The 24,832-nt window shown below is 73.1% G+C and carries 28 protein-coding genes; 12 read left to right on the top strand and 16 right to left on the bottom strand.

The features are described 5' to 3' along the window. Nucleotides 1-8: 8 nt before the first annotated feature. Both G5V58_RS10445 and G5V58_RS10440 read right to left on the bottom strand, forming a co-directional pair. Nucleotides 9-827 (bottom strand): enoyl-CoA hydratase/isomerase family protein, encoded by an 819-nt coding sequence (locus G5V58_RS10445; protein WP_165232024.1) that lies wholly within the window; start codon nucleotides 825-827, stop codon nucleotides 9-11. Nucleotides 828-856: 29 nt separating this feature from the next. After that, nucleotides 857-2,455, bottom strand: coding sequence for an ABC-F family ATP-binding cassette domain-containing protein (locus G5V58_RS10440; RefSeq protein ID WP_165232021.1), 1,599 nt, complete (start codon nucleotides 2,453-2,455; stop codon nucleotides 857-859). A 21-nt stretch (nucleotides 2,456-2,476) separates the two neighbouring features. Between G5V58_RS10440 and ypfJ the strand changes: the two genes are divergently transcribed. Further along, nucleotides 2,477-3,379, top strand: a complete 903-nt coding sequence (gene ypfJ / locus G5V58_RS10435) for a KPN_02809 family neutral zinc metallopeptidase (protein ID WP_165232018.1) — start codon at nucleotides 2,477-2,479, stop codon at nucleotides 3,377-3,379. A 7-nt stretch (nucleotides 3,380-3,386) separates the two neighbouring features. On the opposite strand, the gene G5V58_RS10430 is transcribed toward ypfJ, so the two are convergent. From G5V58_RS10430 to G5V58_RS10420, 3 genes are read right to left on the bottom strand one after another with little or no spacing between them, the layout of a single operon-like run. After that, a complete protein-coding gene (locus G5V58_RS10430) occupies nucleotides 3,387-4,298 on the bottom strand; it encodes a phosphotransferase (protein ID WP_165232015.1) in 912 nt (303 codons plus the stop codon). A 10-nt stretch (nucleotides 4,299-4,308) separates the two neighbouring features. Further along, nucleotides 4,309-4,815 carry a metallophosphoesterase family protein gene (locus G5V58_RS10425; RefSeq protein ID WP_165232012.1) on the bottom strand — a complete coding sequence of 169 codons (507 nt, stop codon included), beginning with the start codon at nucleotides 4,813-4,815 and terminating at the stop codon, nucleotides 4,309-4,311. Next, entirely contained in the window at nucleotides 4,812-5,414 is a 603-nt protein-coding gene (locus G5V58_RS10420; RefSeq protein ID WP_165232009.1) for an acVLRF1 family peptidyl-tRNA hydrolase, read from the bottom strand. The genes G5V58_RS10425 and G5V58_RS10420 overlap by 4 nt, the downstream gene beginning before the upstream one ends. A 93-nt stretch (nucleotides 5,415-5,507) precedes the next feature. Here G5V58_RS10420 and G5V58_RS10415 point away from each other — a divergent pair, with 93 nt between their 5' ends. The 5 genes from G5V58_RS10415 to G5V58_RS25620 all read left to right on the top strand — a co-directional run bounded on the left by G5V58_RS10415 (nucleotide 5,508) and on the right by G5V58_RS25620 (nucleotide 9,161). Continuing rightward, nucleotides 5,508-5,996: a VOC family protein gene (locus G5V58_RS10415; RefSeq protein WP_165232006.1), complete on the top strand. Its 489-nt coding sequence runs from the start codon at nucleotides 5,508-5,510 to the stop codon at nucleotides 5,994-5,996. Between the two features lie 260 nt (nucleotides 5,997-6,256). Beyond that, entirely contained in the window at nucleotides 6,257-6,457 is a 201-nt protein-coding gene (locus G5V58_RS10410; RefSeq protein WP_165232003.1) for a hypothetical protein, read from the top strand. A gap of 63 nt (nucleotides 6,458-6,520) precedes the next feature. Continuing rightward, a complete protein-coding gene (locus G5V58_RS10405) occupies nucleotides 6,521-7,489 on the top strand; it encodes an ABC transporter ATP-binding protein (RefSeq protein ID WP_165232000.1) in 969 nt (322 codons plus the stop codon). Continuing rightward, the gene (locus tag G5V58_RS10400; RefSeq protein ID WP_165231997.1) at nucleotides 7,486-8,358 is read left to right on the top strand and encodes an ABC transporter permease; all 873 of its coding nucleotides are present in this window, start codon (nucleotides 7,486-7,488) and stop codon (nucleotides 8,356-8,358) included. Before G5V58_RS10405 ends, G5V58_RS10400 begins: the two co-directional genes overlap by 4 nt. Nucleotides 8,359-8,360: 2 nt before the next feature. Continuing rightward, nucleotides 8,361-9,161: a hypothetical protein gene (locus G5V58_RS25620; RefSeq protein WP_196240578.1), complete on the top strand. Its 801-nt coding sequence runs from the start codon at nucleotides 8,361-8,363 to the stop codon at nucleotides 9,159-9,161. 119 nt (nucleotides 9,162-9,280) lie between these two features. Here G5V58_RS25620 and G5V58_RS10390 read toward each other — a convergent pair whose 3' ends face one another. From G5V58_RS10390 to G5V58_RS10355, 8 genes are all read right to left on the bottom strand, one after another. Continuing rightward, nucleotides 9,281-9,559: a metal-sulfur cluster assembly factor gene (locus tag G5V58_RS10390; RefSeq protein WP_230487346.1), complete on the bottom strand. Its 279-nt coding sequence runs from the start codon at nucleotides 9,557-9,559 to the stop codon at nucleotides 9,281-9,283. 115 nt (nucleotides 9,560-9,674) lie between these two features. Further along, nucleotides 9,675-10,121: a Fe-S cluster assembly sulfur transfer protein SufU gene (sufU, locus tag G5V58_RS10385; RefSeq protein WP_165231991.1), complete on the bottom strand. Its 447-nt coding sequence runs from the start codon at nucleotides 10,119-10,121 to the stop codon at nucleotides 9,675-9,677. 4 nt (nucleotides 10,122-10,125) lie between these two features. Next, a complete protein-coding gene (locus G5V58_RS10380) occupies nucleotides 10,126-11,367 on the bottom strand; it encodes an aminotransferase class V-fold PLP-dependent enzyme (protein WP_165231988.1) in 1,242 nt (413 codons plus the stop codon). Beyond that, nucleotides 11,367-12,125, bottom strand: coding sequence for a Fe-S cluster assembly ATPase SufC (gene sufC / locus G5V58_RS10375; protein ID WP_165231985.1), 759 nt, complete (start codon nucleotides 12,123-12,125; stop codon nucleotides 11,367-11,369). Before sufC ends, G5V58_RS10380 begins: the two co-directional genes overlap by 1 nt. Further along, complete coding sequence (locus G5V58_RS10370; RefSeq protein ID WP_165231982.1) at nucleotides 12,122-12,457, bottom strand: non-heme iron oxygenase ferredoxin subunit; 336 nt, start codon at nucleotides 12,455-12,457, stop codon at nucleotides 12,122-12,124. Before G5V58_RS10370 ends, sufC begins: the two co-directional genes overlap by 4 nt. Further along, nucleotides 12,454-13,596, bottom strand: a complete 1,143-nt coding sequence (gene sufD / locus G5V58_RS10365) for a Fe-S cluster assembly protein SufD (RefSeq protein WP_165231979.1) — start codon at nucleotides 13,594-13,596, stop codon at nucleotides 12,454-12,456. The genes G5V58_RS10370 and sufD overlap by 4 nt, the downstream gene beginning before the upstream one ends. Beyond that, complete coding sequence (gene sufB / locus G5V58_RS10360) at nucleotides 13,596-15,014, bottom strand: Fe-S cluster assembly protein SufB (RefSeq protein WP_165231976.1); 1,419 nt, start codon at nucleotides 15,012-15,014, stop codon at nucleotides 13,596-13,598. Before sufB ends, sufD begins: the two co-directional genes overlap by 1 nt. Beyond that, the gene (locus G5V58_RS10355) at nucleotides 15,011-15,667 is read right to left on the bottom strand and encodes a helix-turn-helix transcriptional regulator (RefSeq protein ID WP_230487253.1); all 657 of its coding nucleotides are present in this window, start codon (nucleotides 15,665-15,667) and stop codon (nucleotides 15,011-15,013) included. Before G5V58_RS10355 ends, sufB begins: the two co-directional genes overlap by 4 nt. A gap of 156 nt (nucleotides 15,668-15,823) precedes the next feature. Here G5V58_RS10355 and G5V58_RS10350 point away from each other — a divergent pair, with 156 nt between their 5' ends. From G5V58_RS10350 to G5V58_RS10325, 6 genes are all read left to right on the top strand, one after another. Next, nucleotides 15,824-18,199, top strand: a complete 2,376-nt coding sequence (locus G5V58_RS10350; RefSeq protein ID WP_165231970.1) for a xanthine dehydrogenase family protein molybdopterin-binding subunit — start codon at nucleotides 15,824-15,826, stop codon at nucleotides 18,197-18,199. Continuing rightward, nucleotides 18,199-19,023: an LLM class flavin-dependent oxidoreductase gene (locus G5V58_RS10345; protein WP_165231967.1), complete on the top strand. Its 825-nt coding sequence runs from the start codon at nucleotides 18,199-18,201 to the stop codon at nucleotides 19,021-19,023. Before G5V58_RS10350 ends, G5V58_RS10345 begins: the two co-directional genes overlap by 1 nt. A gap of 81 nt (nucleotides 19,024-19,104) precedes the next feature. Then, complete coding sequence (locus G5V58_RS10340; RefSeq protein WP_230487252.1) at nucleotides 19,105-20,037, top strand: ABC transporter ATP-binding protein; 933 nt, start codon at nucleotides 19,105-19,107, stop codon at nucleotides 20,035-20,037. Next, the gene (locus G5V58_RS10335) at nucleotides 20,034-20,807 is read left to right on the top strand and encodes an ABC transporter permease (RefSeq protein WP_230487251.1); all 774 of its coding nucleotides are present in this window, start codon (nucleotides 20,034-20,036) and stop codon (nucleotides 20,805-20,807) included. The genes G5V58_RS10340 and G5V58_RS10335 overlap by 4 nt, the downstream gene beginning before the upstream one ends. Continuing rightward, on the top strand, nucleotides 20,798-21,679 hold the full coding sequence (locus G5V58_RS10330) for a COX15/CtaA family protein (RefSeq protein ID WP_165231963.1): 882 nt from the start codon (nucleotides 20,798-20,800) through the stop codon (nucleotides 21,677-21,679). Before G5V58_RS10335 ends, G5V58_RS10330 begins: the two co-directional genes overlap by 10 nt. Next, nucleotides 21,669-22,436 (top strand): IclR family transcriptional regulator, encoded by a 768-nt coding sequence (locus G5V58_RS10325; RefSeq protein ID WP_165231960.1) that lies wholly within the window; start codon nucleotides 21,669-21,671, stop codon nucleotides 22,434-22,436. The genes G5V58_RS10330 and G5V58_RS10325 overlap by 11 nt, the downstream gene beginning before the upstream one ends. Here G5V58_RS10325 and G5V58_RS10320 read toward each other — a convergent pair. Genes G5V58_RS10320 through G5V58_RS10310 form a run of 3 tightly spaced genes read right to left on the bottom strand, consistent with a single transcriptional unit; the run spans nucleotide 22,426 to nucleotide 24,780 of the window. Continuing rightward, a complete protein-coding gene (locus G5V58_RS10320) occupies nucleotides 22,426-23,637 on the bottom strand; it encodes a glycosyltransferase family 4 protein (RefSeq protein ID WP_165231957.1) in 1,212 nt (403 codons plus the stop codon). The genes G5V58_RS10325 and G5V58_RS10320 overlap by 11 nt on opposite strands. Then, nucleotides 23,634-24,587 carry a glycosyltransferase family 2 protein gene (locus G5V58_RS10315; RefSeq protein WP_165231954.1) on the bottom strand — a complete coding sequence of 318 codons (954 nt, stop codon included), beginning with the start codon at nucleotides 24,585-24,587 and terminating at the stop codon, nucleotides 23,634-23,636. Before G5V58_RS10315 ends, G5V58_RS10320 begins: the two co-directional genes overlap by 4 nt. Beyond that, nucleotides 24,565-24,780: a hypothetical protein gene (locus G5V58_RS10310; protein WP_165231951.1), complete on the bottom strand. Its 216-nt coding sequence runs from the start codon at nucleotides 24,778-24,780 to the stop codon at nucleotides 24,565-24,567. Before G5V58_RS10310 ends, G5V58_RS10315 begins: the two co-directional genes overlap by 23 nt. Nucleotides 24,781-24,832: the final 52 nt, after the last annotated feature.

Genomic DNA, 24,832 nt, shown 5'->3' with positions numbered 1-24,832 from the left:
ACATGTGCCTACTCCTGTGCTCGTGCGGGTGTCTGGGTCTGTCTCATCAGCGGCTCCAGCTCGCGGAACCGGCGCACCTGCGCCTCCCGCTCGAGTCGCCGCTGGGTCTCGAGGTCCGCGGCCGTCGCGCTGAGCAGCAGCCGCTTGGTCTCGGTCACCGCACCGGCGACCGGGGCGGTGAGCGCCTGGACGAGGTCGGCCACCGTCTGCTCCAGTTGGTCGGCCGGCACCGCCGTCAGCGCCAGCCCGACGTCCACGGCCTCGGCGGCCCCGACCATCCGGGTGGTGGCGCAGATCTCCAGCGCTCGCTGGTAGCCAACCGCCTCGACCAGGGGCTTTGTTCCCGTCAGGTCCGGCACCAGGCCCAGGGCCGGCTCCTTCATCGACAGCTGGGCGTCGTCGGCCAGCACCCGCAGGTCGCAGGACAGCGCCAGCTGGAAGCCCGCGCCGATCGCGTGGCCCTGGACCGCGGCGATGCTGACGAAGCGCGGGTCGCGCAGCCAGGTGAAGCCCTGCTGGTAGCCGTCAATCGCCGCCGCGATGGCCTCGTCGCTCTCCGACAGCAGCCGCCCGACGTCACCCGTGGCCGGGTCGAGCATCGCCCGGTCCAGGCCCGCGCTGAAGCTCTGCCCGGCGCCGCGCACCACGACCACGCGCACCGTCGCCGGCAGGGTCGCGCCGATCCCGGCCAGCGCGTGCCACATCGCCGGGGTCTGCGCGTTGCGCACCTCGGGCCGGCTGAGGGTCACCGTGGCCACCGCGCCGCTGACGTCGAGGTGCAGCCCCGCGGCGGTGAGGTCCTCGGCGGTCAGCGGCGTGCTGGTCATGTCGCGAGCGTAGGTGAGAGCACCGACGCTCAGGCGAGCGCCACCAGGTCGGCGTACTCCTCGTTCCAGAGGTCCTCGTCGCCGTCGGGGAGCAGGAGCACCCGGTCGGGCTCGAGGGCGCGGACGGCGCCCTCGTCGTGGGTGACCAGGATGATCGCGCCCTCGTAGCTGCGGATGGCGGCCAGGACCTCCTCGCGGGAGGCGGGGTCGAGGTTGTTGGTGGGCTCGTCGAGGAGCAGCACGTTGGCGCTGGAGACGACCAGGGAGGCCAGGGCGAGGCGGGTCTTCTCGCCGCCCGAGAGCACGCCGGCCGGCTTGTGGGCGTCCTCGCCGGAGAACAGGAAGGAGCCGAGCACGCTGCGGGCCTCGGTGTCGGTGAGCTGGGGCGCGGCGCTCTGCATGTTCTCCAGCACGGTGCGGCCGGTGTCGAGCGTCTCGTGCTCCTGGGCGTAGTAGCCGATCTTGAGCCCGTGGCCGGGCACGACCCGACCGGTGTCGGGGTTGTCCACGCCGGCCAGGATCCGCAGCATCGTGGTCTTGCCGGCGCCGTTGAGGCCCAGGATCACCACCCGGCTGCCCTTGTCGACGGCCAGGTCGACGTCGGTGAACACCTCGAGCGATCCGTAGGACTTCGACAGCTCGGCCGCGGTGAGCGGGGTCCGCCCGCAGGGCGCGGGGGCGGGGAACTTGATGCGCGCCACCTTGTCGTCCGCGCGCTCGCCCTCGATGCCGGCCATCATCTTCTCGGCGCGCTTGAGCATGTTCTGCGCGGCGGTGGCCTTGGTGGCCTTGGCGCGCATCTTGTTGGCCTGGTCGGTGAGGGTCTTGGCCTTGTTCTCGGCGTTCACCCGCTCGCGCTTGCGCCGCCGCTCGTCGGTCTCGCGCTGCTCGAGGTAGGCCTTCCAGCCCATGTTGTAGACGTCGACGGTGGCCCGGTTGGCGTCCAGGTGGAGCACCTTGGTCACCGTGGCGTCCAGCAGGGCCACGTCGTGGGAGATCACCACGAGCCCGCCGCGGAACGCGCGCAGGAAGTCGCGCAGCCACACCACCGAGTCGGCGTCGAGGTGGTTGGTCGGCTCGTCCAGCAGCAGGGTGTCGGCGCCGGAGAAGAGGATGCGGGCCAGCTCGACGCGGCGGCGCTGCCCGCCCGAGAGGGTGCGCAGCGGTTGGGTCATCAGCCGGTCGGCGATGCCGAGGGAGGAGGCGATCTGGGCGGCCTCCGCGTCCGCGGCGTACCCACCGCCGGCGTGCAGCTCGGCGTCGGCCGAGGCGTAGCGCCGCATGCCGCGCTCGGCCACCGCCGGGTCCGGCGAGGCCATCTCGGTCTCGGCGGCGCGCAGCCGTCGTACGACGTCGTCGAGGCCGCGCGCGGACAGGATGCGTTCGCGCACGGGCACGTCGGGGTCGCCGGTGCGAGGGTCCTGGGGCAGGTAGCCGACCGGTCCGGTCGTCTCGACCCGTCCGGCGGCCGGCAGCCCCTCGCCGGCGAGGATCTTGGTGAGGGTGGTCTTCCCGGCGCCGTTGCGCCCGACCAACCCGACCTTGTCACCCGCTCCGACCCGGAAGCTGACGTCTGCCATCAGGAGTCTCGCCCCAGCACGGACTTCCAGCTGGTGAGCAGTGATCATGACTGGCCCTAGTCTAGGGCCGTGCGTTTCAACCCGAAGGCCGACATCAGCGGAGGACGGGTCAAGGACGTCCGGGGCGGGGGCGGCGGTGGCGGCGGCATGGGCAACCTGCCCATCGGCGGCATCACCGGTGGCGGCATCGGCACGACCATCGTGGTGGTCGTGATCTACCTCATCGTGCAGTTCGCCGGCGGCGGCTCCGGTGGCGGCGGGCCGGCGACCGAGACCGACCGCTACGACCAGTGCAAGACCGGCGCGGACGCCAACAACAGCGCCGACTGCGCCCGCAAGGCCGTCGAGGTCTCGCTGGAGTCCTACTGGTCGCAGGTGCTCCCCCAGCAGACGAACACGGCGTTCCGGCCGACCCAGGTCGTGACCTTCGACGGGTCCACCAACACCGGCTGCGGCGCGGCGAGCAAGGACGTCGGGCCGTTCTACTGCCCGACCGACCAGACCATCTACCTCGACACCACGTTCTTCGCCGACGTGCTCGAGGGCCAGCTCGGCGGGCAGGGCGGCGACTTCGTGGAGCCGTACGTCATCGGCCACGAGTTCGGCCACCACATCCAGAACCTGCTCGGGACCATGGGCCGGGTCCGCACCCAGACCGGGCCCACCAGCGACTCGGTGCGCCTGGAGCTCCAGGCGGACTGCTACGCCGGCATGTGGGCCAAGGGCGCCACCGGCACCACCGACGGCTCGGGGGTGAAGATCTTCGAGTCCATCGACGACGGCGACATCCAGGAGGCGCTGGACGCCGCCAAGACCGTCGGCGACGACCGGATCCAGCAGGCCGGCGGCGGCGACGTCAACAAGGAGCAGTGGACCCACGGCTCCTCGGCCGAGCGGATGAAGTGGTTCAAGACCGGCTACTCGGCCACGAACATCAAGCAGTGCGACACCTTCTCGGCCGCGTCGCTCTGACCCGCGTCTAGCCCCCGACCAGGGCCTCGATCTGCGGGAACTGCCGCTGCAGAGAGCGCAGGTGCGGCGCGACGGCGGGGTGGCGGTACTTGCCGGCCAGCGCGCCCTCCCCGCCGGCCACCCGGGCCAGCGCCCACTCGGCGCGGCTGAGCGCGGTCAGCACGGCGGTCACGCGGGCGCCCTGCGCGGCCTGCTCGGGTGTGGCGGTGCCCGGCGGCAGGCCGAGCAGGTAGGCGTCCAGGAGCGGCTCGAACTCCTCGCGCGCGCTCAGCATGTGCAGGCCCAGGTCGCCCCCGACCGGCCCGGTGCCGAGGGTGCCCCAGTCGATGGCGACGATGTCGTCCTCGTCGCGCCCGGGGAGGTTGGTGGGCGTCGGGTCGCCGTGCTGGGTCACCTGCGGCAGGGCGTCGAGCTCGTCCAGCAGTGCCCCGCGCCGGGCCCACAGGTGGTCCGCGACGTCCGCGACCGTCGTACGGGCGAGGGTCGGCCAGCCGCCGCGCCGCTCGGTGCGCGCCATCCGGTCCCGCAGCGGAGCGCGCGCCCAGAACGCCTGCTCGCCCAGGTCCGCGCCGGTGAACCGACCCAGCGCGAGCGCCGAGAACAGCCCGGAGTTGGCGGCGTCCTCCACCCAGTCCTGGACGAGCGTGATGCCCTCCTCGTCCTCCTCGACCGAGGTCAGGCGCGGCGCCCGCAGTCCCGGCGTCCGGTCGAGCGGCAGCCGCGCGGTGACCACGTCGGCCGCGCGCCGCCAGTAGGCGAAGTGGCGCGGGTCGGACAGCTCGGCCGGGTCCCGGGGCGCCGGGCGGGCGAGCCGCTTGACCACCACCGGGCGGCCGCCGAGCACGGTGCGCCAGACGCCGACGGTGGACGTGCCGCTCCCGCCGGGCAGCGGGTGCCACCCCGGCTCGGGCTGCCACATGCTGCGGACGCTAGCCGATCCGGGGCTCGATCCGGTGCAGGACGACCTCACGCAGCGCGCCGTCCGTGGCGAGCGCGGTGAGGTAGGTGCAGAAGGGCTGGCGGCGCCGGTCGGTCGGCGAGCCCGGGTTGAGCAGCCGCAGCCCGGTCTCGGCCGTGGTGTCCCACGGGATGTGGCTGTGGCCGAAGACGAGCACGTCGACGTCGGGGTACGTCGCCGCCGCGCGCTGCTCGCGGCCCAGCTTGGCGCCGGTCTCGTGCACCACCGCGAACCGGACCCCGCCCAGCTCGACGCGGGCCACCTCGGGCAGCCGCGCCCGCAGCGCCGGCCCGTCGTTGTTGCCGTAGACGCCGACGACCCGCCGGGCCCGCGCCTCGAGCTCGTCCAGCAGCGCGACGTCGACCCAGTCGCCCGCGTGCAGGACCACGTCGGCGCGCTCGACCTCGGCCCAGACCTCGGCCGACAGGTCCCTGGCCCGCCGGGGCAGGTGGGTGTCGGCCAGGAGCAGCAGCCTCACGCGTTCTCCACCTCCACGACCGCGGACGAGCCGTCGGCCACCGCCTGCTCGAGCACGTCACGCCGCGGGTCCGGCACCGGCAGCCACGGCCCGACCACCCGCAGCCCGGCCAGCCGCGGGTCGGCGAGCACCTCCTCGACCGCGGTCCGGTCACCACCGGTCACCACCGCCGCCATGGTCAGGATCCGCGCCGCGTGGTCGGCCGCCGCCTCGTAGGCCTGCCGCGCCTGGTTGTCGCGCCGTCGCGCGAACCGCTGCTGGCTCTGCCCGCCGGCCTTGGTCCGGCCCTGCACGTGCCGCTGCCCGACCTTGGACTCCACCGTCCGCCCGCCCTCCAGCCGGGCCACCGCGAACCCGCCCTTGCGCACCAGCAGCACGCCCCACTCCCCCTCCGGCCGCACCCGCTCGGCGAACGCGGCCGCACCCGCCGGTCCGTCGTACGCCGCGCCGAGGGGCAGCCGGGCCTCGAAGGTCGAGCCGTCCGCGGCCGCGCCGCGCAGGGCGCCGTCGGTCACCGCGAGGCTCGCGTCGCCGTGGCGGCCCCGGAAGTTGGCCACCCACCGCTCGAACCGCTCGCGCGGGACCAGGACCGTGGGCACTCCGCGACGCTAGCCCAGGAACAGGTTCCCTGGCGCCCGGCGGTCCGCCGTCCTAGCGTCGAGGCACCGATCCTGTCTCCGGAGGTCCCCGTGGTGACGTTCGCCGGTGTCGACCACCTGTCCTTCACGGTCACCGACCTGGACCGCAGCCAGCGCTTCTGGACCGAGGTGTTCGACTTCGTGCTCGTCCTCGACGTCGGGTACGGCCGCATCCTCATGCACCCCGGGACCGGCTTCACGCTCTCGGTCGTGCGGCACGACGGCGCCGCCGGCGGGCCGTTCAGCGAGCTCCACACCGGCGTGGACCACGTCGGTCTGACCGCGAGCTCCCGCGAGGAGCTCGAGGCGTGGGAGCGCCGCTTCGACGAGCACGGCGTGGTCTACACGCCGATCCGCGACATGGAGTTCGGCCACCACCTGAACTTCCGCGACCCCGACGGCATCGCGCTCGAGCTGACCGCGCCGTACGAGGTCCTGCTCGCCGCCAAGCAGGCGCTGGCCGCCGGCCAGACCAGCCAGGACGACATCGACGCCTTCATCGCCGAGCACGACCTCGACCTGCCCCGCGCGGAACCGACCTGACCGGGCGGGCGTCGGAGCACCCGTGCGGACCACCGCCGTCTCCCTGGCCTGCCTGCTCGCCGTCGTGGCCGCCGGCTGCGGCGGCGCCAGACGCCGGCGGGGGCGGCGCCTCGTGCGCGGGGCCGCAGCTCGACGACGCTCACGACACGCACCGCCGTGGTCGACCGGCGCCGACCGTCGCCCCGGGAGAGGCGCTGGAGCTGCACGGCGAGTGGTACACGAGCACCTGCAACGACACCTCCGACGCGGACGACCCGCTCGTGCCGCTGCCCGACGTGACGCTGACCGTCACCTTCCCCGACGGCAGCGTCGCCGACCTCGGTCCCTTCACGCCGGCGGGCGACCGCCTCGGCTTCGTCGCCACCGTCGAGGTCCCGGCGGGCACGAGCAGCGGGGAGGCCGCGGTCGACGACGGGCTCGGCGGGCCGCCGTACACGTTCCGCATCGGGGCCGACGACTAGTCCGCCGGGGAGGGGCCGTCGCCTTCACCCGCCCTTCATCCGCACGTTCCTACCGTGCAGGACATGGCACGCACCCCTGACCACGCGCTGGCCGTCGAGGCGGTCGACGTCACCAAGCGCTACGGCCCGCTGGTCGCCGTCGACCACCTGTCCCTGCGGGTCGCCCAGGGCGAGGTCTACGGGATCCTCGGGCCGAACGGCGCGGGGAAGACGACGTTCCTGCGGATGCTCTTCGGCCTCATCCGCCCCGACTCCGGCACGGTCCGCGTCTTCGGGCGCACCTGGGACGAGTCCGGGGTCGGGGTGCTGGACGGGGTCGCGGGCTTCATCGAGAGTCCTCGCTTCTACCCCTACCTGACCGGGAGGGAGAACCTCGAGGGGCTCGCGCTGCTCGACGGCGGGGAGCGCGCCACCCGGGCCGGCCGGGTCGCGGAGGTGCTCGACGTCGTCGACCTCACCGGGCGTGAGGAGGACAAGGTCGCCGGCTACTCCTACGGCATGCGGCAGCGGCTCGGTGTCGCCGCCAGCCTGCTGCGCGACCCGCGGCTGCTGATCCTCGACGAGCCGGCCAACGGCCTGGACCCGGGAGGCATCCGCGACATGCGGGCGCTGGTGAAGCGGCTGGCCGACAGCGGACTGACCGTCCTGCTGTCCTCCCACCACATGGACGAGGTCGAGGAGATCTGCGACAACGTCACGATCATGGCCCGCGGGAAGGTCGCCTTCCACGGCTCGCTCGGCCAGCTGCGCGCCATGGCCCCCGACCCCGGCCACCTGCTCAGCACCGACGACGACGCCCGCGCCGTCGCCCTGGCCATCGCGAGCCACCCCGAGGTGGCCGTGGAGGTCGACCCGGACGGCGGGCTCGTGGCCGTCGGGCCGCCCGCGCGGCTCTCGGCGTACGTCGCCGACCTGGTCCGCGCCGGCATCGGGCTGCGCCAGTTCACCCCGACCCAGACCCCCCTGGAGGCCCTGTTCTTCATGCTCACCGACGCCGAGCCGGACGACCGCACCACGGTGACCGTCCGATGACCACGACCGCCCTCCCGAGCCGCGAGGCCGGCGTACGCGCGTCCGCCGCCCGGCGCCCGGGCCTCGCCGCCGCGCTGGTGTGGGAGACCCGCAAGCTGCGCGCCCAGCTGCGCACCAAGGCGCTGCTGATCGGTGCGGTCCTCGCCCCGATCGCGGTCGTCGTGGTCGTGCACGCCCAGCCCCGCCCGCCGAAGGACACGCTCTTCGGCCGGTTCGCGACCGAGAACGGCTTCGCGATGGCGCTGCTGGTCCTCGGCTTCGCCTCCCAGTGGGTGCTGCCGCTGCTGACCGCGGTCGTGGCCGGCGACATCTTCGCCAGCGAGGACCAGCACGGCACCTGGAAGACGGTCCTCACCCGGTCCACCGGGCGGGCCACGCTCTTCTGGGCCAAGACCGTCGTCGCGGTGGTCTTCGCGCTCGTCGCCCTCGCGCTGCTCGCCGCCGCCACCATCGCGGCCAGCTGGGTGGTCGTCGGCCACCAGCCCCTGACCGGCCTGTCCGGACAGACCGTGCAGCCGCACGCCGCGCTGGGGCTGGTCGCCGCCGCCTGGGCCACGATGGCCCTGCCCATGGTCGGGTTCACCTGTCTGGCCCTGCTGTTCTCGGTGTGGTCGCGCAACGCCGCGGTCGGGATCGCCGCGCCCGTCGTGCTCGGGCTGGTCATGCAGCTCGTCGGCGCGCTGGGCGGCATCGAGACCCTGCGCCCGTACCTCCTCTCCACCCCCTTCGAGGCCTGGCACGGCCTCCTCGCGGCACCCCGGTTCACCGGGCCGCTCCTCGAGTCCGTCGTCACCTGCGCCGGGTGGAGCGCGGTCTGCCTCGCAGCCGCCTTCCTCGTCCTGCGCCGTCGCGACATCACCGGAGGCTGACCATGCGTCGATTCGTCATCACCGTCGTCCTGGCGCTCGTCGCCCTCGTCGCCATCGCCGGTGCCGTCCTCGCCGGCACCGGCGGCGGCAGCGCGGTCACCCAGGCCCGCCTGGAGCGCTCCCTGCCCACCGAGTTCGCCAACCTGTACGCCCAGCAGGCCCGCCTGCTCGGCCACCAGGGCGTCACCCCGGCCTCCCTCGACGCACGAGCCATGTGCGACAAGGGCGGCGCCGTCGAGGCGAACGTCGGCCCCGGCAGCAACTGGAACTGCCTGGTCTCCTGGACCGACCCGAACAACCCCATGCCCCCCGAGGGCTACGGCAAGTTCGAGCTCGACGTCCACTCCAACGGCTGCTGGACCGCCGGCGGCCCGAGCAAGCTCGTCGGCTTCCAGACCCTCACCGACCGCAAGGGCGCCGAGGTCACCAACCCCGTCTACGAGTTCGACGGCTGCTTCGACCCGAACGGCGACGACACCCCGACCGGCAACGAGTTCCCCTCGCTGGTCAACGTCACCACCACCGCCCTCCAGCCCGACGCCGGCGGCCGGGTCTCGCTCCAGCTCAGCTGCGGGACGGGCGCCGACGGGTGCCAGGGCACGGTCGACGCGAAGGCCGGCGACACCGACCTCGGGAGCGTCCCCTTCGACATCCCCGAGGAACAGACCGCGAGCCTGCCCTTCGCGACCCCGGTCCCGAAGGGCGCGGACAGCGTGGACTTCACGGTCACGGTCACCCGGGGCGTCAGCACGAAGGGGCCAGGGACCCCGGCCACCACCACCCTCACCCTGCCGCCGGGCTGAGGCGGTCGGCCAGACTCCGGCCGCGGTCCCCCGTCCGCGCAACCGGAACGAGCCCCGGACGACCACGAGTCGTCCGGGGCTCCCCTGTCGTGGCCCTGAGGCGCAGACGGATGACGAAGTCAGACGTTGAAGCCGAGGGCCCGCAGCATCTCGCGGCCGTCCGGGGTGATCTTGTCCGGGCCCCACGGGGGCATCCAGACCCAGTTGATGGCCACGTCGTTGACGAGGCCCTCGAGGGCGGAGTTGGTCTGGTCCTGGATGACGTCGGTCAGGGGGCAGGCCGCGGAGGTGAGGGTCATGTCCAGGACGACGTTGTGGCCGTCGTCGAGGTGCACGCCGTAGACCAGGCCGAGGTCGACGACGTTGATGCCGAGCTCGGGGTCGACGACGTCCTTCATCGCCTCGGTGACGTCGTCGACGCTGACGGTCGCGGTGCCGCCGCCGCCGGCCTCGGGGACCACGGGCAGGCCGCCGTGGTCGACGGTGTGCGCAGAGGTGGACTCGGGGGTGGACTCAACCATTGCTGGCCTCCAGGGATTGGGCGGTGGCGTCCTTCCAGGCCATCCACGACAACAGAGCGCACTTCACGCGCGCGGGGAACTTCGCGACGCCGGCGAAGGCGATCCCGTCCTCCAGGACCTCCTCGTCCGGCTCGACGGTGCCCTTGCCCTGCATGAGGGAGAGGAACTCGCCGTGGATGCGCATGGCCTCGTCGACGCTCTTGCCGATGACCAGGTCCGTCATGACCGAGGCGGAGGCCTGCGAGATCGAGCAGCCCACCGAGTCGTACGACACGTCGGAGACGACGCCGTCGGCGACGTGCACGCGCAGCGTCACCTCGTCGCCGCAGGTGGGGTTGACGTGGTGCACCTCCGCCTCGAAGGGCTCGCGGAGCCCCTTGTGGTGGGGGTGCTTGTAGTGGTCCAGGATGATCTCCTGGTAGAGGCTGTCGAGGTCCATGGCTTCAGTCCAACCCGAAGTACGCGCGGGTTTGTTCCAGGCCCTCGACCAGGGCGTCGATCTCCTCCGGCGTGGTGTAGAGGTACGACGACATGCGCGTCGTGCTCTGCACGCCGTAGCGCGCGTGGGCGGGCTTGGCGCAGTGGTGACCGGCGCGCACGGCGATGCCGCGGGTGTCCAGGACGGTGGCGATGTCGTGCGGGTGCACGCCGGCCAGCTCGAAGGAGATCGCTCCCCCGCGCTGGGTGGCGTCGAGCGGCCCGAGGACGCGCAGCCCCTTGACGGTCGCGAGGCCTTCGAGGGCGTAGGCGGTGATGGTCTGCTCGTGGCGGTGCACGGCGTCCAGCCCCACCTGGCTCAGGTAGTCCAGGGCCGCCCCGAGCCCGACGGCCTCGACGATCGGCGGGGTGCCGGCCTCGAAGCGGTGGGGTGCGGCGGCGTACGTCGAGCGCTCCATGGTGACGGTCTCGATCATCTCGCCGCCGCCGTGGAACGGCGGCAGTGCGTTGAGCAGCTCCTCGCGGCCCCAGAGCACGCCGATGCCGGTGGGACCGACCGTCTTGTGGCCGGTGAACACCAGGAAGTCGCAGCCGACCTCGGTGACGTCGATGGGCAGCTGGGGGGCGGCCTGCGAGGCGTCGACGACCGAGTAGGCGCCGACCGCACGGGCCAGCTCGGAGAGCCGGGCGACCGGGTTGACGGTGCCGAGCATGTTGGAGACCCAGGTGAAGGCCACGACCTTGGTGTGCTCGTCGACCAGCTGGTCGGCGTTCGACAGGTCGAGGTGGCCGTCCTCGGTCAGCCCGAACCACCGCAGCTCGGCGCCGGACCGCTCGCAGGCGAGCTGCCAGGACACGATGTTGGAGTGGTGCTCCATCTCGGTGATGACCACGTTGTCGCCGGGCTGCAGCTCGATGGTGCGGGCGAGCAGGTTGAGCGCCTCGGTGGCGTTCTTGGTGAAGACGACCTCGTTCCGCGAGGGCGCGTGCAGGAAGGCCGCGACCTGGTCGCGCGCCGCCTCGTAGGCCTCGGTCGACTCCGCGCCGAGCTGGTGCATGGCGCGAGCGATGTTGGCGTTGTGGCGCTCGAGGTGGTCGACCATCGTGTCGATGACCACCTGGGGCTTCTGCGAGGTGTTGGCGCTGTCCAGGTAGACCAGCGGCTTCCCGTCCGCGAGCTGACGCTCGAGGATCGGGAAGTCCTTGCGGATGACCTCCAGCTCAGGCAGGAGCCCGTCGAGGGTCATCAGACCGTGGCCCCGAGGTACTTCTCGTAGCCGTTGGCCTCGAGCTCCTCGGCCAGCTCCGCGCCGCCGGACTCGGCGACCTTGCCGGCCACGAAGACGTGGACGACGTCGGGCTGGATGTAGCGCAGGATCCGGGTGTAGTGGGTGATGAGCAGGACGCCCTTGCCCTCCTTGGCGCGGAACCGGTTCACGCCCTCCGAGACCACCTTGAGCGCGTCGATGTCGAGGCCGGAGTCGGTCTCGTCGAGGATCGCGACCTTGGGGTCGAGCAGCTCGAGCTGGGCGATCTCGTGGCGCTTCTTCTCACCGCCGGAGAAGCCCTCGTTGACCGAGCGCTGGGAGAACGTCGCGTCGAGGTTGAGGTTGTCCAGCGCGGTGTTGACGTCCTTGACCCAGGTGCGGAGCTTGGGCGCCTCGCCGTCGATGGCGGTCTTGGCCGTGCGCAGGAAGTTGGCCACCGAGACGCCGGGGACCTCGACGGGGTACTGCATCGCGAGGAACAGCCCGGCCCGGGCGCGCTCGTCGACGCTCATCGCGAGGACGTCCTCGCCGTCGAGGGTCACCGAGCCGCCGGTGACGTCGTACTTCGGGTGGCCCGCGATGGAGTAGGCCAGCGTCGACTTGCCCGAGCCGTTCGGGCCCATGATCGCGTGCGTCTCGCCGCTGTTGATGGTCAGCGTGACGCCCTTGAGGATCTCCTTCGGACCGTCCTCGGTCGCGACCGAGACGTGCAGGTCCTTGATGTCCAACGTGCTCACTGGGGAGTCACTCCGTTCAGCGTGGTGGTGGTGTCTACGTAGATGTCGCCGCCTCGGACCTCGACGGCGAAGGTGGCCACCGGCTCGGTGGCGGGCAGCCCGGTGGGCTTGCCGGTGCGCAGGTCGAAGCGCGAGCCGTGCAGCCAGCACTCGAGCGTGCAGTCGTCGACCTCGCCCTCGGAGAGCGCGACCGCGGCGTGCGAGCAGACGTCCTCGAGCGCGAAGACCTCCTCGCCGTGCCGGGCCACCGCGACGGCCTGGTCGCCCACCGTGACGCCGAGCGCCTCGTCGGTGGGTACGTCGGCCAGCGCGCAGGCCCGCTCGAAGCTCATGCGAGCTCCTTGAGGACGTTCTTGGCCAACTCGGCCTCGACCGTCGAGGTCAGCGACTCCTCGAGCTCGGGCACGGCGATCTTGCGGATCAGGTCGTTGAAGAACCCGTGCACGACCAGCCGCTGGGCCTCCTGCTCGGAGATGCCGCGCGCGCGCAGGTAGAACAGCTGCTCGTCGTCGAAGCGGGCGGTCGCCGACGCGTGGCCCGCGCCCTCGATCTCGCCGGTCTCGATCTCCAGGTTGGGCACCGAGTCGGCCTGGCAGCCGTCGGTGAGCACGAGGTTGCGGTTCTCCTCGTAGGTCTCGATGCCCTCAGCCTCCTTGCGGATCAGCACGTTGCCGATCCACACGGTGTGCGCACCCTGGCCCTGCAGCGCGCCCTTGTAGGACACGTTGCTGCGGGTCTTGGGGGCGTTGTGGTCGACGAAGAGCCGGTGCTCGAGGTGCTGGCCGTCGTCGGCGAAGTAGAGGCCGAGCATCTCCACCGAGCCGCCCGGACCGTCGTACGTCGCGGTGGCGTCGTGGCGGACCAGGTCGCCACCGAAGCTGACGGCGACGTGCTTGAGCGTGGCGTCGCGCCCGACCTTGGCGTGCTGGGTCGAGTGGTGGACCGCGTCGTCGGCCCAGTCCTGGACCGTGACGTAGGTCAGCTGCGCGCCGTCGCCGACGACGAGCTCGACGGTGTCGGCCCAGACCGCGGAGCCCTCCCAGCGCAGGACCACGGTGGCCTTGGCGTGGGACCCGACCTTGACCAGGATCTGGCGGGCCACCGGGTCGCCGGAACCGCGGCCGGTGACGGTGAGCACCACCGGCTCGGTGAGCTCGGTGTCGGCGGGCACGTCGATGGTGCGGACGTAGGGCGCCTCGGCCCAGACCCGCGCGGCGACCCGGTCGGTCGGCACGAAGCCGGACAGCCCGCGCTCGGACTCCGCGACCGGGACGGCCTCGGCGGTGACGCCCTCGGGGACCTCGAGCTTCACGTCGTAGCCGTCGCCGGTCAGCGGTGCCTCGTCGTGCAGACCCTTGAGCCGCTTGAGCGGGGTGAACCGCCAGACCTCCTCGCGCCCGGTGGGCACGGGGTGGTCGGCCAGGTCGAAGGAGCCCACCGGGTGCAGGTGGGAGACGACATCCAGACCCATCAGCCGACAGCGCCTTCCATCTGCAGCTCGATGAGCCGGTTGAGCTCGAGGGCGTACTCCATCGGGAGCTCCTTGGCGATCGGCTCGACGAAGCCGCGCACGATCATCGCCATGGCCTCGTCCTGCTCCATGCCGCGCGACATGAGGTAGAAGAGCTGGTCGTCGGAGACCTTGGAGACGCTCGCCTCGTGACCCATCGACACGTCGTCCTCGCGGATGTCGACGTAGGGGTAGGTGTCGGAGCGGCTGATCTGGTCGACCAGCAGCGCGTCGCAGAGCACGTTGGACTTCGAGCCGTAGGCGCCCTCGTTGACCTGGATCAGCCCGCGGTACGACGTCCGCCCGCCCCCGCGCGCCACCGACTTGCTCAGGATCGAGCTGGAGGTGTGCGGCGCGGCGTGCACCATCTTGGCGCCGGCGTCCTGGTGCTGGCCCTCGCCGGCGAACGCGATGGAGAGCGTCTCGCCCTTGGCGTGCTCGCCCATGAGGTAGATGGCGGGGTACTTCATCGTCACCTTGGAGCCGATGTTGCCGTCGACCCACTCCATGGTCGCGCCGGCCTCGCACGTCGCGCGCTTGGTGACGAGGTTGTAGACGTTGTTCGACCAGTTCTGGATGGTCGTGTAGCGGCAGCGGCCGCCCTTCTTGACGATGATCTCCACGACCGCGCTGTGCAGCGAGTCCGAGGAGTAGATCGGGGCCGTGCAGCCCTCGACGTAGTGCACGTAGGCGCCCTCGTCGACGATGATCAGGGTCCGCTCGAACTGGCCCATGTTCTCGGTGTTGATCCGGAAGTAGGCCTGCAGCGGGATGTCGACCTGCACGCCCTTGGGCACGTAGATGAACGAGCCGCCCGACCACACCGCGGTGTTGAGCGCAGCGAACTTGTTGTCGCCGACCGGGATGACGGTGCCGAAGTACTCCTTGAAGAGCTCCTCGTGCTCCTTCAGCGCCGTGTCGGTGTCGACGAAGATGACGCCCTGCTCCTCGAGGTCCTCACGGATCGAGTGGTAGACGACCTCCGACTCGTACTGTGCGGCCACGCCGGCGACGAGGCGCTGCTTCTCCGCCTCGGGGATGCCGAGCTTGTCGTAGGTGTTCTTGATGTCCTCGGGGAGCTCCTCCCACGAGGTCGCCTGCTTCTCGCTGGAGCGCACGAAGTACTTGATGTTGTCGAAGTCGATGCCCGACAGGTCCGAGCCCCAGGTCGGCATGGGCTTGCGACCGAACAGCTTGAGCCCCTTGAGCCGGAGGTCCAGCATCCAGGCGGGCTCGGACTTCTTGCCCGAGATGTCGCGGACCACCGTGTCGTTGAGCCCACGCGTCGCCGCGGCACCGGCCGCGTCGCTGTCGGCCCAGCCGAACTGGTAGCGCCCGAGCCCCTCGAGCTCGGGGTTCCGCTCCTCGATGGAGGTCATGAAGTGACCTTCTCCTTCTCGTTGGTGGTGCTGGGACTGTGCTGGACCGGAGGGCCAGGGATGCAGGTGGTGCACACGCCGTCGCCGTGGGCGATGGTGGCGAGCCGCTGCACGTGGCGGCCGAGGACCCGGCCGATGGCCTGGGTCTCGGCCTCGCACAGCTGCGGGAACTCGTGGGCGACGTGGGAGACCGGGCAGTGCTGCTGGCACAGCTGCTCGCCGGCCAGCGGCAGCTCGCGCACGGCCGCGGCGTAGCCCTCGTCGGTCAGGACGGTGGCGACGACCTCGGCCGGGCTCAGCTCGGGCCGGGCCTGCGAGACCGCGCCGAAGCGCTCCTCGATGAAGGCCGCGCGCCGCTCGGCGAACGCCCGCACGCCCTCCTCGCCCGCGGTGTCGCGGACGAAGCGCAGCGCGTCGACGGCCAGGTCGTCGTACTTCTGGTCGAAGCCCTCGCGGCCGAGCTCGGTGAGCGCGAAGACCTTGGCCGGGCGGCCGCGGCCGCGCTGGGCCTGGGGCCGCGGGTCGCGGGCCTCGACGGCGCCCTCGTCGACCATCTGGTCGAGGTGGCGGCGCACGGCGGCCGGGGTGAGGTCGAGCCGCTCACCCAGCGCCGCGGCGGTGGAGGGACCGCTGACGAGGATGGAGCGGGCCACGCGCTGGCGCGTCGACCGGTCGTCCTCGAATATCACAACACCAGTGTGCCTTTATTGGATCGGCCCCTTCAAGGAAGGCTGCCCTTACCTCACCGGGGCCGGTCCGGACCGGCATCCGGCGTGAGGACCAGGATAACCGGGGCTAGTCTCCGGATCATGGTCGGATCGCTGCTCGGCAACCACGTCCCCCGGGTCGAGGACCCGGACCTCATCACGGGTCGCAGCACCTACGTCGACGACCTGCGCGTCGAGGGGACGGCGCACGCGGTCTTCCTGCGCAGCCCGATGGCGCACGCCCGGATCACCCACCTCGACACCTCCAACGCCGAGCGCGCCGAGGGCGTGCTGGCGGTGCACACGGCCGAGACGCTGGGTCTCGAGGCGGTGCCGTCGTTCGCTCAGATCCACCCCCAGGTCGAGCACGGGCCCCTGGCCCACGAGGTGGTCCGCTACGTCGGCGACCCGGTCGCCCTGGTCGTCGCCGAGACCCGCGCCCAGGCGGTGGACGCGGTGGAGCTCATCGACGCGGAGTACGACCCGCTGCCGGCCGTGGTGGACATGGAGGCGGCGCTGGCGCCCGACGCCCCGCTGCAGTTCCCCGAGATCGGCACCAACGTGGCCCAGTCGGTGCACGCCGTGCACCCGGAGGGCGCCGGCGACGTGCTCGCCGACGCCGAGCTCGTGGTCCGCGCGCGCATCGAGAACCAGCGCATCGCCACCGCGCCCATCGAGGGCAACGCGATCCTGGTCGACCCGCGCCCCGACCCGGAGCGGCCCGGCGTGCGGCTGACGGCGCACATCGCCACCCAGCACCCGCACATGGCCCGGAACCTCCTGGCGACCTACACCGGGCTCGGGCACGACGAGCTGCGCGTCGTGGCCCCGCACGTCGGCGGTGCCTTCGGCGGCAAGGCCGGCATCTCGTTCCCGCACGGGGCGGTGGTCAGGGCCGCGCAGCTCCTGGGCCGCCCGGTCGCCTGGACCGAGACCCGCAGCGAGGCGATGCTGTCGATGACCGGGCGCGGGGCGGTGCAGTTCGCCGAGCTGGGGCTGAGGCGCGACGGCACCATCACCGGACTGCGCTGCCGCAACGTCGGCGACTGCGGGGCGTACGCCGGGTTCGGCGGCTCCCTGGTCGTCGGGCCGGGCCACATCATGGCCCAGGGTCCCTACGAGATCCCGAAGATCGACTACGCCGCGGTCGCGGTGATGACCAACACCGCGCCCAACGGCGCCTTCCGCGGTGCCGGGCGGCCCGAGGCCGCCGCGCTGCTGGAGCGGGTGCTCGACCTCGCCGCGGCCGAGCTCGGCCTCGCGCCGGAGGAGCTGCGCCGGCGCAACCTGATCCCGAAGGACGCCTTCCCCTACGCCACGCGCACCGGGCTGACCTACGACGTGGGCGACTACCAGCTCGCCCTGGACGAGGCGCTCGCCGTCGCCGGCGTCGACGAGCTCCGTGCGGAGCAGCGCCGGCGCCGCGAGGCCGGCGACGTCAAGCAGCTGGGGATCGGCGTGGCGACCTACGTCGAGATCACCGGGTTCGGCGGCAAGGAGCTCGGCTCTGTCGTGATCGAGGAGGACGGCGGCGCGACCGTGATGTCCGGGACCTCCGCCCACGGCCAGGGCCACGCGACGTCGTTCGCGATGATCGTCTCCGACCGGCTCGGCATCGCGATGGAGAAGATCCGCTACGTCCAGTCCGACACCGCCCTGGTCCGCTCCGGCGGCGGCACCGGCGGCTCCCGGTCGTTGCAGCTCGGCGGCAGCGCGGTCTCCGCGGCCGCCCGCGCGGTGCACGACCAGGCCGTGGAGCTGGCCGCGTCGCTGCTCGAGGCCGCGCCCGAGGACGTCGAGGTGACCGACGACGGGCTCCAGGTCCGCGGGGTGCCCGGTCAGCGGGTCTCCTGGGCCGAGCTGGCCGCGGAGGCCACCCGCCGCGAGGGGGCCCTGCGCGCGGACCTCGACGTGCCGCAGGACGGCGCGACGTTCCCGTTCGGCGCGCACGTCTCCGTGGTCGAGGTGGACACCGAGACCGGCTTCGTCACGCCGCTGCGCCACGTCGCCGTGGACGACTGCGGGCGGATCCTCAACCCGACCATCGTGGCCGGCCAGCAGCACGGCGGCATCGCCCAGGGCATCTCCCAGGCACTGTGGGAGCAGTTCCTCTACAGCGAGGACGGGCAGCCGGTGACCTCGACGTTCGCGGACTACCAGATGCCGACGACCGCCGACACGATCAGCTTCGAGGCCCTCAACACCGAGACCCCGACGCCGCTCAACGAGCTCGGGGCCAAGGGCATCGGCGAGTCCGGCAGCCTCGGCTCCACGCCGGCGGTGCAGAGCGCGGTCGTCGACGCGCTGAGCCACCTCGGGGTGCGCCACGTCGACATCCCCTGCACGCCCGAGCGGGTGTGGACGGCCGTCCAGCAGGCCCGGGCCGGCCGCCTGCCCGACCCCTGGCGCGAGCCGCCGTCGGTCTTCGACACCCTCGAGGTGCAGGGCGGCGACGCCGACGGCGGGGTGGAGGTCTGATGGCCGCCCTGGACGTCAGCGTCATGGTCAGCAGCGGCCGCCCGTGGGACGAGGTGCTGCGGATCGCGCAGGCCCTCGACGAGGCCGGGGCGTACGCCGTCTACGTGCCCGACCACTTCATGCCCAACACCGCCGACGGCTCGATCGTGGACGGGCCGCGGCTGGAGTGCTGGACGCTGCTGGCGGCGCTGTCCCAGCAGACGACGTCGGTGCGGCTAGGCCCGCTCGTGCTGGGTGGCACCTACCGCCACCCGGCCGTGGTGGCCAACCAGGTCGCCGCGCTCGACCACGTCAGCGGTGGCCGGGCCATCGCCGGGCTGGGCGCGGGCTGGCAGGTCAACGAGCACCTCGCCTACGGCATCGACCGGCTCTCGACCCGCGACCGCGCCGACCGCTTCGAGGAGTCGGTCCACGTGGTGGCCTCGCTGCTGCGCGAGGAGCGCACGACCTTCGAGGGCCGCTTCTTCCGGCTCGAGGACGCGCCCAACCAGCCGCGCCCGGTCCAGGACCGGCTGCCGGTGCTCGTCGCCGGCGGGGGTGAGCGGCGCACGCTGCCGATGGTGGCGCGGTACGCCGACGTCTGGCACACCTGGGGCACGCCGGAGTCGTTCGCCGCGAAGAGCCGGCTGCTGGACGAGCGGCTGTCCGGGGCCGGCCGCGACCGGTCCGCGGTCCGGCGCGCGTCCGGCTTCTTCGTCGAGGACCTCGCCGACGGCGCGGCCACCGTCGCCCCATGGGCCGGCGTCTGCGACGAGTTCGTCTTCGGCGACACCGGCCAGCCCGCCGACGCCCTCGTGGGTGCCGTCCGGGCCGCCGTCGGCTGAGTCCGCCCGCGGTGTGGTCCAGGCCGCACCCGGCGAGGGCCGCGGCCGGCTGGTGGGGCCCGGCCGGTTAGGTTCGACCTCGTGTCCGAGCCCGCTGTCGCCGTGGCCGGGCTGGTCATGCGGTACGGCGCGACCACCGCGGTCGACGACCTCTCGCTGAGCGTCGAGCGGGGCACCATCACCGCGGTGCTCGGCCCGAACGGCGCCGGCAAGACCACGACCCTGGAGACGTGCGAGGGCTTCCGTGCGCCCCAGGACGGCACCGTCCGGGTCCTCGGCCTGGACCCGCGCCGCCAGGCCCGCGAGCTGCTCCCCCGCATCGGCGTGATGCTGCAGGACGGCGGGGCGTGGAGCGGCGCCCGCGCGCCCGAGATGCTGCGCCACGTGGCCGCGCTGCACGCCCACCCGCTCGACCCGGTGGTGCTGGAGGAGCGGCTCGGCCTGGAGGAGTGCGGCCGCACGCCGTACCGCCGCCTCTCCGGCGGACAGAGGCAGCGGCTTGGGCTGGCCATGGCCCTCATCGGTCGTCCCGAGGTCGTCTTCGTCGACGAGCCCACCGCGGGGCTGGACCCGGCGGTGCGCCGCACGGTCTGGGAGCTGTTCGACGAGCTGCGCGCCGACGGCGTGACCGTGGTGCTGACCACGCACTACATGGACGAGGCCGAGAAGCTCGCCGACCGGATCCACATCATCGACCGCGGCCGGCTCATCGCCAGCGGGACGCCGATCGAGCTCACCCGCGGCGGGCGGCACTCCACGATCCGCCTGGTGGTGACCAAGCCGTTCCCGCCCGGCGCCCCCGACTCGCTCAAGGCCGCCCTCGGGGCGGACATCGAGGTCACCCAGCTCGACGAGCTGAGCCTCATCGTCACCGGCCCGGCCGACGCCTCGACCCTGGCCAAGGTCTCGCGCTGGTGCGAGGAGAACGGCGTGCTGCCCGAGTCGCTGGCCCTGGGCACCCGCACCCTCGAGGACGTGTTCCTGGAGCTGACGGGGAGAGGGCTCGAGCCGTGACCGGCACCTTCACCCCCCAGCCGGGGGCGGCACCGCTCCCGCGGATGGTGCTGGCCCAGGCCCGCATGGAGGCCAAGTTGCTGCTGCGCAACGGCGAGCAGCTGCTCATCGCCGTGGTCATCCCGGTCCTGGTCCTGATCGGCGTGGTCCGGGGCGCCGACCGGCTCGGGCTGGACTACGACCACCCGGTCGTCGACGTCACCACGCCGGGCGTGTTGGCCCTGGCGGTCCTGTCCACGTCGTTCACCTCGCTGGCCATCGCCACCGGCTTCGAGCGCCGCTACGGGATCCTCAAGCGCCTCGGCGCCTCCCCGCTCCCCCGCTCCGGGCTGCTGGCCGGCAAGGTCGCCGCGCTCCTGCTCGTCGAGGTCGTCCAGCTGGTCGTGCTGACGGTGGTCGGGCAGCTGCTGGGCTGGGACCCGGTCGTCTCCGGCGCGGCGCTGGCCGGCTTCGTGCTGGCAGTGCTGCTCGGCACCTTCGCCTTCGCCTCGCTCGGCCTGCTCATGGCCGGCGCCCTGCGCGCCGAGGCCACCCTGGCCGCCGCCAACCTGGTCTACCTCCTGCTCCTGGCCGGCGGCGCCGTGGTGCTCCCGGCGTCGGCGTACGGCGGGTTCGGCGACGTCGCCGCCTGGCTGCCGTCGGGCGCCCTCGGCGAGGCCGTCCGCGACGCCTTCCTCGACGGCACCGTGGCCTGGCGCGACCTGGCCGTGCTCCTCGGCTGGGGCGTCCTCGGCACCCTGGCCACCGCGAGGACGTTCTCGTGGGAGTGAGGACCGACCGGCTCGTCCGGCCGCTGGCCTGGGCCAGCGTGGTGGCGAACGTGCTCATCGTGGTGACCGGCGGCGCGGTGCGGCTGACCGGCTCCGGGCTGGGCTGCCCGACCTGGCCCCGGTGCACCGACGAGTCGTTCCGCCCGCACGGCGCGCTGCAGTTCCACCAGGCCGTCGAGTTCGGCAACCGCACGCTCACCTTCGTGCTCACCGCGGTGGCCATCGCGACGCTGGTCGTGTGCTGGCGCACCGGCCGGCGCGACCTGCGGCTGATGTCGGCCATCGCCTTCCTCGGCATCCCGTTCCAGGCCGTCATCGGTGGCATCACGGTGCTCACCGACCTCAACCCGTGGATCGTCTCGCTGCACCTGCTGCTGTCGATGGCGATCATCGGCGTCACGGTCCGGCTGCTGCTCGCGGTCCGCGGGCCGCTGCCGCCCGCGCGCCGCGGACCGACCGTGGGCCTGGCCTGGGCGACGTTCGCGGCGGCCTGGGCCGTGCTGTACGTCGGCACGGTGGTCACCGGCTCCGGTCCGCACGCGGGCGACGCCGAGACCGAGCGGAACGGGCTGGACCCGCTCCAGGTGAGCCAGCTGCACGCCGACCTGGTCTTCCTCTTCGTCGGGCTCACGCTCGGGCTGTTGTTCCTGCTGATGGCGGTCGGCGCACCCCACGCGGCGCGCCAGGCGGTCCTGGTGCTGCTCGTGGTGGAGCTCGCGCAGGGCACCATCGGCTTCGTGCAGTACTTCACCGACCTCCCCGAGGTGCTCGTCGGCTTCCACATGCTCGGCGCCGCCCTGGTCTCCGCCTGCGTGACCTGGGTGCTGCTGCGGGTGCGCCGGCCCGTCCTCGACGCCGCCCATGCCTCCTGAGACCCGCGCGGACGACGACAAGGCCCGGGTCCAGTCGGTCGAGCGGGCCACGGCGCTGCTGCGAGCCGTGGCCCGGGCCACCGGCCCCGACGCCCGGGTGCGCGAGCTGGCGGCCGTGACCGGGCTCAACCGGGTCACGGCCTGGCGGATCCTGCGCACCCTCGAGGGCCAGGGCATGGTCCACCTGGACCCGCACACCCGGCAGTACGCCATCGGCACCACGGTGGTCGAGCTGGCCCGCTCGGCCCCGGCCCAGACCTGGACGTCGCGGGCCCACGACGTGCTCCAGACGCTCAGCCTGCAGACCCGCGAGACCACCGCGCTCGCGCTGTGCGAGGCGCGCGACCTGCGCTACGTCGACCAGGTCGACTCCCCTGGCTCGGACGAGGAGAGCTGGCTCGGCACCAGCGCCGAGCCGATGCACGCGACCTCGACCGGCAAGGTGTTCCTGGCGTACGCCGGCCGGCCCGCCGCGGCCCTGCTGGCCGAGCCGCTCGAGCGGTTCACCGACACCACCATCACCGCGCTCCCCGCGCTCGAGGAGGAGCTGGCCGTGGTCCGCCGGCAGGGCTACGCGCTGTGCCGGGGCGAGTTCTCCGAGGCCACCTGGGGCGTGGCCGCGCCGCTGCTGGGCGAGGACCAGCGGCTGCTCGGCGTGCTCAGCTGCTGGGGCCCGGCCACCCGAGGCGAGCCGGAGCGCTTCGCCGCGCTCGGCTCGCTGGTCCGCGACACCGCACGGCGCCTGGTCACGGCCTGAGGGAGGCGTAGACCCCCTCGAGCTGGGCGGCCACCGCCGACTGGAGGTAGCGCCGCACCTCGACCCGCGCGGCTGCGGCCAGGGCCGGGCCGAGCCCGGGGTCGCCGAGCAGCCGCTCCAACGCGGCGTGCGTGGCGGCCACGTCGGCGGGAGGTACGACGAGCGCGGAGTCGCCGTCGCGGACCATGTCGGCGATGCCGCCCATGTGCGTGGTCACCAGGGGTGCCCCCAGGGCCATCGCCTCCAGCACCGTGGTCGGGCACGGGTCCGGCCACTGCGAGGCCAGCACGGCCGCCCGGGCGTGGGCGAACCCGGAGACCACCCGTTCGTGGTCCCACTTCTCCTCGGCGCGGGCGCCGCGGGGCAGGGCGGACAGGTCCATCGCCTCCCGGCCGACGAGCAGCAGCGGCGGCCGGGTGACGGGGTCGAGCCGGTCGTAGGCCGCGAGCAGGGTGCCCACGCCCTTCTGCTCCGACAGGTCGCCGGCGAAGAACAGGTAGTCGCCCTCGGGCAGGGCCGGGTCGCGGGGCGGGTCCGCCGTGAGCAGGACGTCGGGCACGAAGTTGGGCACGACCTGCCACGGCACGTCCTGCTCGTCGAGCCGGTTGGCCCGCCCGACGTAGGAGGAGACCGGGGTGAACAGGTCGACGACCCGGTTGCGGACCGGCCGGCCGGTGCGGACCATCGCCTGGATCGCCGGGCCGCGCCCCGCGCCGTACCAGTCGGTGGTGCACTCGAAGCACTTGCGCAGCCCCGGCCCCGAGCACGGCTCCTGGCCCAGGTGCATGAGCCGCTTGGTCGGGCAGACGTGGCTGTAGTCGTGCAGGGAGTAGACGAGCGGGCGCCGGCGTGCGGCCGGCAGCGGCAGGTAGGAGTTGATGATCCAGTTGTGCGCGTGCACCACGTCCGGGTCGACGTCGGCCACGACCCGGGAGAGCGCACGGGTGACGTAGGGGTCGGGCAGCGGCAGCGCCAGCGGCCGGTCCGCGGTCGGGTAGAGCGCCGGCACCCGGACGCCCAGGTTGGGCAGCACGTGCAGGGTGACGCCGGGGTCGGACACCGGCGCCTCGCCGCGGACGTCGAGACAGGCCACGTGCACGTCGTGACCGCGACCCGCCAGCTCGACCGCGAGGTTGCGGACGTGGCGCTCCTCGCCCCCGATCACCGGCGGGTAGAACTGCGCGAGCTGCAGGATCCTCACGACGCCCGCGCCTGCGAGCCGGCCGCGCCGATGTGGGAGGCGTGGCCCAGGCGGCCGCGGGCGTACCACCACGCGGTCACGGCCAGGCAGGTCACGATGCCGGCGGCGCCGCGCAGGTTGCCACGAGCCAGCTCGCGCACCACCCCGCGGGGCAGCACGCGGGTGGCGTAGCGGCGCTCCTCCGACGTGGCGTCACCCTGGCCGACCACCCGCGACATGGCGGCCTTGGAGACGCCCTCGGCGTGCGAGCGCGAGACCAGGTAGGCCCACTCGCAGCGCGCCTCGGTGACCCGGTGGTGCACGACCGCGGACGGCTCGTAGACCACGCGGGCGCCCGGGATGCGCTGTCCGATCCGGATGCAGAGCTCGGTCTCCTCGTTGCCGAGCGGGATCAGCCCGACCCGCCCGACCTGCTCGTCGAAGTCGCCGATCTCGGCGAAGACCTCCGTGCGCACCGACATGTTGCAGCCCCACAGGTTGCGCACGTCGGTGCGGACCGTGGGCTGGCCGAGGTAGGAGCAGCCGACCAGCCAGTCCAGCTCCGGGGGCAGGTGCGCCGGTCGGCGATCGGGCCAGACCGGTCGGGCCACTCCGCCGACGGCGCGCACCGCCGGGTCGTCGTACGCCGCGAGCAGCCGCTCGAGCCAGTCCGGCTCCGGCCGCGCGTCGTCGTCGAGGAAGGCCACGACCGCGCCCTTGGCCTCGGCGATGCCGGTGTTGCGCGCCCCGGACGCCCCGGGGAGGCGGCGGTTGGCCAGCACCCGGACCGCGGGCAGCTCGTCGCGGGCGCGGGCCAGCAGCGCGTCGTTGTGGTCGACGACCAGCAGCACCTCGAGCGGCGCCACGGTCTGCCGCGCCAGGGCCTGCGCGCCGGCCACGATGTCGGGCCACCGGTCGAGCGTGTGGGCCGCGACGACGACCGAGACGTCAGGCCGCCCGGGCCCGCTCACCGCCGGCCCCCCGCGAGCCGCGCTCGTCGCGCGACGGCGCCGCGGCGGCACCGGCCTTGAACTTGGGGCAGCTGCACAGCGCGCAGTCCGAGCCGCGCCGGTAGTGCTCGTGGGCGCGCGGGCCGTGGCCGCAGCGGCAGTCGCGCGGTCCCTGGTCGCGCGGGCCGAACGGGAGGACGCGGGGGATGTGCACCCGACTCCACCTCCTGCACCTGACAGGGCGCACCCGGGGCGCCGCTGCTGGG

Source organism: Nocardioides anomalus (assembly GCF_011046535.1).
GTDB classification, from domain to species: Bacteria; Actinomycetota; Actinomycetes; order Propionibacteriales; family Nocardioidaceae; genus Nocardioides; species Nocardioides anomalus.
The sequence above is the reverse complement of the archived record's forward strand: the minus strand, read 5'-3'. Positions and strand labels throughout refer to the sequence as shown.